This window comes from Rhodoplanes elegans (genome assembly GCF_016653355.1).
GTDB lineage: Bacteria > Pseudomonadota > Alphaproteobacteria > Rhizobiales > Xanthobacteraceae > Rhodoplanes > Rhodoplanes elegans.
Map to the genome: position 1 here is coordinate 1 of NZ_NHSK01000278.1, position 5,324 is coordinate 5,324.

The following is a 5,324-nucleotide window of genomic DNA, read 5'->3' on the forward strand; positions in this document are numbered from 1 at the left end:
GTCATCGCGGTGCGAGCCGCCGCAGCTCCGGCACGGCCGGCCGGCAACGCCCCGATGGCGATCACGCCGCAGGCCGCACCGGCGGCAGCGCCGGCTCCGGCGGCTCGCACCGCGATGACCACGCCGGTGCCGAGCGCCGCCGAGACCGGTGGCTACGTCGTCCAGCTCTCCGCCCAAAAGACTCCGGAGGAGGCGCGCGCCTCGTTCCGGGCGATGCAGTCGAAGTACCCGTCGGTGCTGTCCGACCGCCAGGTCCTGGTGAAGAAGAAGGACCTCGGCGCCAAGGGCATCTACTACGGCAGCCAGGTCGGCCCCTTCGCCAGCCGCGACTCGGCCATCCAGCTCTGCGAGAGCCTCAAGGCCGCCGGCGGCAACTGCCTGGTGCAGAAGAACTGATCTCGCGTGCTGTCGCTTCTGCTCGCCGTGGAGGCATCGACGTCGGTACCGCGGGTCGGGTGTGCTTTTCTCCGTCTTGCTCCGCGAGGCCGAAGACTCCGAAGGGGTCCTCGGTCGTCCCGGGGCTGCGCGTCCGCGTCGAGCCCGGGACCGAACCCCTGTCTGTCATGAGCCACTATCGCTGGGCGTATGGATCCCGGGCTCGTGGACCTGCGGTCCGGCGCCCCGGGATGACGGATCGAGCACGTCGCACACTGCACGAGATCTATGCGTCGCTCGTGCAGCGCCCGCCACAGCGGCGCGCCTCGCGGGGGATAACTGCTTCCGGGCGGCCCGCGCGCTTTGACCTCGGCGCCCGGGACCCGGATAAACGGCGGCATGACGGCTCGTGCGTTCATCACCGGGGTGTCCGGCCTGCGCCTGACCGACGCCGAGCGGCAGTTTCTCCGCACGGTGCGGCCGTTCGGCCTCATCCTGTTCAAGCGGAACGTCGACACGCCGGCGCAGGTTGCTGCACTGGTTGACGAATTCCGCGATGCCGTCGGCGTCGAGGCGGCCGTCCTGGTCGACCAAGAGGGCGGCCGGGTGCAGCGCCTCGGCCCGCCGCACTGGCCGGCCTATCCGGCCGGCGCCTGGTACGGCGCCCTCCATGCCCGCGACCCCGCAGCGGGGCTCGCCGCCGCCCGGCTCGGCGCCCGGCTGATCGCTGCCGACCTTTTCGCGCTCGGCATCACGGTCGACTGCCTGCCGGTCGGCGACGTGCCGGCCCCGGAGGGCGACCCGGTGATCGGCGACCGCGCCTACGGGACGAGCCCGGGCGTCGTCGCGGCGCTCGCCGCCGCCGCGGCCGAAGGGCTGATGGCCGGCGGCGTGCTGCCGGTGGTGAAGCACATGCCCGGCCACGGGCGGGCCGCCTGCGACAGCCACAAGGCGCTCCCCGTCGTCGCGGCCGACCGGGCGACTCTCGCGGCGACCGACGTCGCCGCCTTCCGGCCGCTCGCCGGCCTGCCGTTCGGCATGACGGCGCATGTCGTCTACACGGCGCTCGATCGGGACCATCCCGCGACCCTGTCGCCGACCGTCATCGGCGAGGTGATTCGCGGCGCGATCGGCTTTTCCGGGGCGCTGATGACCGACGATCTCTCGATGGGGGCGCTGTCCGGCAGCCTCGCCGCGCGGACCCGCGCGGCGCTCGCGGCAGGCTGCGACCTGGCCTTGCATTGCAATGGTAATCTCGTGGAAATGGAGCAGGTTGCCGCCGAAGCGCCGACCCTCTCCGGGGCGTCTGCGGAGCGCTGCGCCGCGGCGCTCGCGGCCCGCCGTCCACCCGACGGGATCGACCTCGCCGAGGCGCGGGCCGCCTTTTCCCGTATGATCGCCGCTTCCTGAGCCGCTGGGTGACCTGAAGGCATGACCGAGCAGTCCGGCCAAGACGACGGTATCGATCCGACCGGCTCCGCCATGGACCCGGCGGCCGCGGACGCGTCCATGACCGAGCCGACCGCGGACGCGCCGGCGTCGGCTCCGGCGGAGGCGCCGGCCGCCGAGGCGGCCGCGTCCGAGGAGGCCGCGGAGGCGACGGCGGCTGCGCCCGACGCTCCGCCGACCGCGGCCGAGGCGCCTGCCGGCGAGACGCCAGCCCAGTATCCGCCCGAGGTGGTCGAGGCCGACCGCGCGGCCGACGAGCCGGCCCTGATCGTCGACGTCGAGGGCTTCGAAGGCCCGCTCGACCTGCTGCTCGCGCTCGCCCGCCAGCAGAAGGTCGACCTCCACAAGATTTCCATCCTGGCGCTCGCCGAGCAGTACCTCGCCTTCATCGAGGAGGCGCGCAAGCTCAGGCTCGAGCTCGCCGCCGACTATCTCGTGATGGCGGCGTGGCTCGCCTACCTGAAGTCGCGCCTGCTGCTGCCGGCCGGCACCAACGAGCCCGAAGGGGTGAGCGCCTCCGACATGGCCGCCGCCCTGGCGTTGCGGCTGAAGCGGCTCGAGGCGATCCGCGACGCGGCCGCGAAGCTGATGGCCCGCCCGCAGCTCGGCCGCGAGGTATTCGGCCGTGGCGATCCCGAGCCGATCGAGGAGATCAAGCGGCCCGAATGGTCGGCGACGCTCTACGATCTCCTCTCGGCCTATGCGAGCCAGCGGCAGCGCCAGGCGCTGTCGCATGTGCGCATGAAGAAGCGCAACGTCTGGTCGCTCGCCGACGCCCGGTCGATCCTGCAGCGCCTGCTCGGCTCGGTCGGCTCCGACGACTGGAGCGTGCTGGACGGCTACCTGGTCTCCTACGCGGTCGAGCCGTCGATGCGCTCGACCGTCTACGCCTCCAGCCTCGCCGCGCTCCTGGAGCTGGTGCGCGAGGGCGTGATGGACGTCCATCAGCCGACCGCATTCGCGCCGATCTATATACGCAAGCACGTGGGGGCCGCCGAAGCGGCCGCCGAAGCGACCGTCGGAGAATCGACGGGACGAGACGACGACTCGCCGCCGCCGCCGCCGTCCGCGGCGAGCGAGCCGGTCCAGTGACGAGGGGATGCCCAAGATGAGCCGCGACGGATGGCGGATTGCGAAACTGGCCGAAGAGGCGACCATGATCCCCGAGAACGAGCCCGGCCGCGGGGAGGTTCGGAAGCGCCGTGGCCGCAAGGCCGAGACGCCGCGTGAGGCCGCGAGCGAGGCCGCCGTGCCGACCGCCACCGAGCCGGCGGCCGATGACGCCGTGGTCGACGAGGTGGTGATCGAGGAATCAGCCGCCGAGGCGGTGGCTGCCGACGAACCAGCCGCCGATGAGGTGGTCCCGGCCGAGGCCGAGCCTGCGGCCGCCGAGAGGCTCGCCGAGACTGCCGGCGAGACGAGCGAGGCGGCACTCGACGACGCTGTCGCCGAAACCATCGTCGCGGCCGAGCCCGAGGTGACGGTCGAGACCGCCGCCGAGACGCAGGCCGTCGCCGAGGTCGCGGAGGCGGAGCTGTCGGCGACCGAGATGGAGCAGGTGGCTGATCAGGGGCCCGAGACCCGGCCGGACGAGCTGCGCCTGCTGGAGGCGCTCCTGTTCGCGGCGTCCGAGCCGGTCGAGGAGAAGGCGCTCGCCAAGCGCCTGCCGGCCGGCACCGACGTCAAGAGCGGCCTCAAGCGGCTGCAGCTCGAATACGCGCCGCGCGGCGTCAACCTGGTGCGGATCGGCACCAAATGGGCGTTCCGCACGGCCAACGACCTCGCCTGGCTGCTCACCCACGAGGCCGGCGAGCCGAAGAAGCTTTCGCGCGCTGCTGTCGAGACCCTGGCGATCATCGCCTATCACCAGCCGGTCACCCGCGCCGAGATCGAGGAGATCCGCGGCGTCGCGGTCGCCAAGGGCACCATCGACGTGCTCCTGGAGACCGACTGGATCCGCCCGCGCGGCCGCCGCAAGGCGCCGGGCCGCCCGCTCACCTTCGGGACCACCGACCACTTCCTCTCGCATTTCGGGCTGGAGCAGCTCGGCGACCTGCCGGGTCTCGACGAGCTGAAGGGGGCGGGGCTGTTCGACGGCCAGCTCCCGTCCGGCTTCGGCGTGCCGAATCCCTCCGACGATCCGGCGCTGCGCGAGGACGAGGACCCGATCGACTCGGTCGAGCTCGACCTCGGCCTCGCCCCCCGGGTGGAGGACGCCCCGGCCGGCGAGAGTTTTTCGGACGCCGACGGAGAGACGGCCGGCGAGCCGGCGGACGACGACGCGACCGCGGCCGACGCCCCGCGCGAAGAAGACGAGCCGCGCGAGCCCGAGGCGCGCGAAGAGGGCGAGTGAGGCGATCTCCTCCGCCGTCATGCCCGCGCTCGTCGCGGGCATCCACGTCTTTGCTGTCTCCGCGCGCGAGATCGTGGATGGCCGGGACGAGCCCGGCCATGAAGGAGCGGGGACGGCGGGCGGTCGCCGGTCGCTGCGTCGTGAAGCGCGTCAACTCTCTTCGACGGCGTGCGCAATCGACGCGCGGGCGGTCCTTGTCTTCGTCGGGTCGACCGCCTAGGTTCTCGTCAAAACCGAAGGCGAGCCCGGACCGCGGCCCGTCGGTTGGAGGGTAACTCGATGGGTTCTATGAGCATCTGGCACTGGATCATCGTCCTCGGCGTCGTGCTGCTGCTGTTCGGGCGCGGCAAGATTTCCGAGATGATGGGCGACGTGGCGCAGGGCATCAAAGCCTTCAAGAAGGGCATGTCCGAGGACGACACCGCCAAGGTCGAGCCGGCGAAGCCCGCCGAGCCGGTGCGGACGATCGACCACCAGCCGACCACGGCGCCGTCGCAGTCCGTCCAGCAGCCGCAGGCCGAGACCCACAAGGCCGGCTGATCGCCACCGATCTCCCTGCCTGCCTCGTGGCCCGCGCCGTCGGAGCCGGGCCGCGATGACGCGGCCGGCCTTTCGGCCGGCTTGAACCCGTCCCCGATCTGCGGCAAACCGCTTGGCGTCGCGCCGGCGGACGACCGGCCATTGCGGGGGCCGCACCGCCACGGGCGGGCGGCACCCTCGGAGCCACGATGTTCGATATCGGGTGGAGCGAGCTCCTGCTCATCGGCGTGGTCGCGCTGATCGCGATCGGCCCGAAGGAGCTGCCGGGCGTGCTGCGCGCCGTCGGCCAATGGACCGGGAAGATGCGCCGCATGGCGGCCGAGTTCCAGGGCCAGTTCCAGGAGGCGCTGCGCGAGGCCGAGATGGCCGACCTGAAGAAGCAGGTCGACGAGCTCAACGACGCCGCCCGCAGCATCGCCACCTACGACCCGCTCGCCGAGACGGCGAAGTCGATCTCCGCGCCGACGCCGATCACGCCCGAGACGTCCTCGCCTGAAACACCCACGCCGCCGCCGGCCGTGACGGCCGAGCCGCTGCCGGCCGCGCTGCCGGCGCCCGAAGGCGTCACGCCCGCGCCGGCCACCGAGGCGCCGGTCGCCGCGCCGAG

At 72.6% G+C, this 5,324-nt stretch carries 6 protein-coding genes; all 6 read left to right on the top strand.

Annotated features, from left to right (window positions below):
• The coding region (locus CCR97_RS28650; protein ID WP_201160128.1) for an SPOR domain-containing protein at positions 1 to 396 on the top strand (396 nt) is incomplete at its 5' end.
• Positions 397 to 774: 378 nt separating this feature from the next.
• Positions 775 to 1,785, top strand: a complete 1,011-nt coding sequence (gene nagZ, locus CCR97_RS28655) for a beta-N-acetylhexosaminidase (RefSeq protein WP_111360585.1) — start codon at positions 775 to 777, stop codon at positions 1,783 to 1,785.
• Between the two features lie 99 nt (positions 1,786 to 1,884).
• Positions 1,885 to 2,916 (top strand): segregation and condensation protein A, encoded by a 1,032-nt coding sequence (locus tag CCR97_RS28660; RefSeq protein WP_201160129.1) that lies wholly within the window; start codon positions 1,885 to 1,887, stop codon positions 2,914 to 2,916.
• A 16-nt stretch (positions 2,917 to 2,932) separates the two neighbouring features.
• Complete coding sequence (scpB, locus tag CCR97_RS32445; RefSeq protein ID WP_338049154.1) at positions 2,933 to 4,177, top strand: SMC-Scp complex subunit ScpB; 1,245 nt, start codon at positions 2,933 to 2,935, stop codon at positions 4,175 to 4,177.
• 279 nt (positions 4,178 to 4,456) lie between these two features.
• On the top strand, positions 4,457 to 4,717 hold the full coding sequence (locus tag CCR97_RS28670) for a twin-arginine translocase TatA/TatE family subunit (RefSeq protein ID WP_111359047.1): 261 nt from the start codon (positions 4,457 to 4,459) through the stop codon (positions 4,715 to 4,717).
• A gap of 188 nt (positions 4,718 to 4,905) precedes the next feature.
• The coding region (tatB, locus tag CCR97_RS31950; protein WP_244670733.1) for a Sec-independent protein translocase protein TatB at positions 4,906 to 5,324 on the top strand (419 nt) is incomplete at its 3' end.

Excerpts from the sequence above, each read along its gene's own strand:
- nagZ (WP_111360585.1), top strand. The coding sequence starts at position 775 with ATGACGGCTCGTGCGTTCATCACCGGGGTGTCCGGCCTGCGCCTGACC.
- CCR97_RS28660 (WP_201160129.1), top strand. The coding sequence starts at position 1,885 with ATGACCGAGCCGACCGCGGACGCGCCGGCGTCGGCTCCGGCGGAGGCG.
- scpB (WP_338049154.1), top strand. The coding sequence starts at position 2,933 with ATGAGCCGCGACGGATGGCGGATTGCGAAACTGGCCGAAGAGGCGACC.
- CCR97_RS28670 (WP_111359047.1), top strand. The coding sequence starts at position 4,457 with ATGGGTTCTATGAGCATCTGGCACTGGATCATCGTCCTCGGCGTCGTG.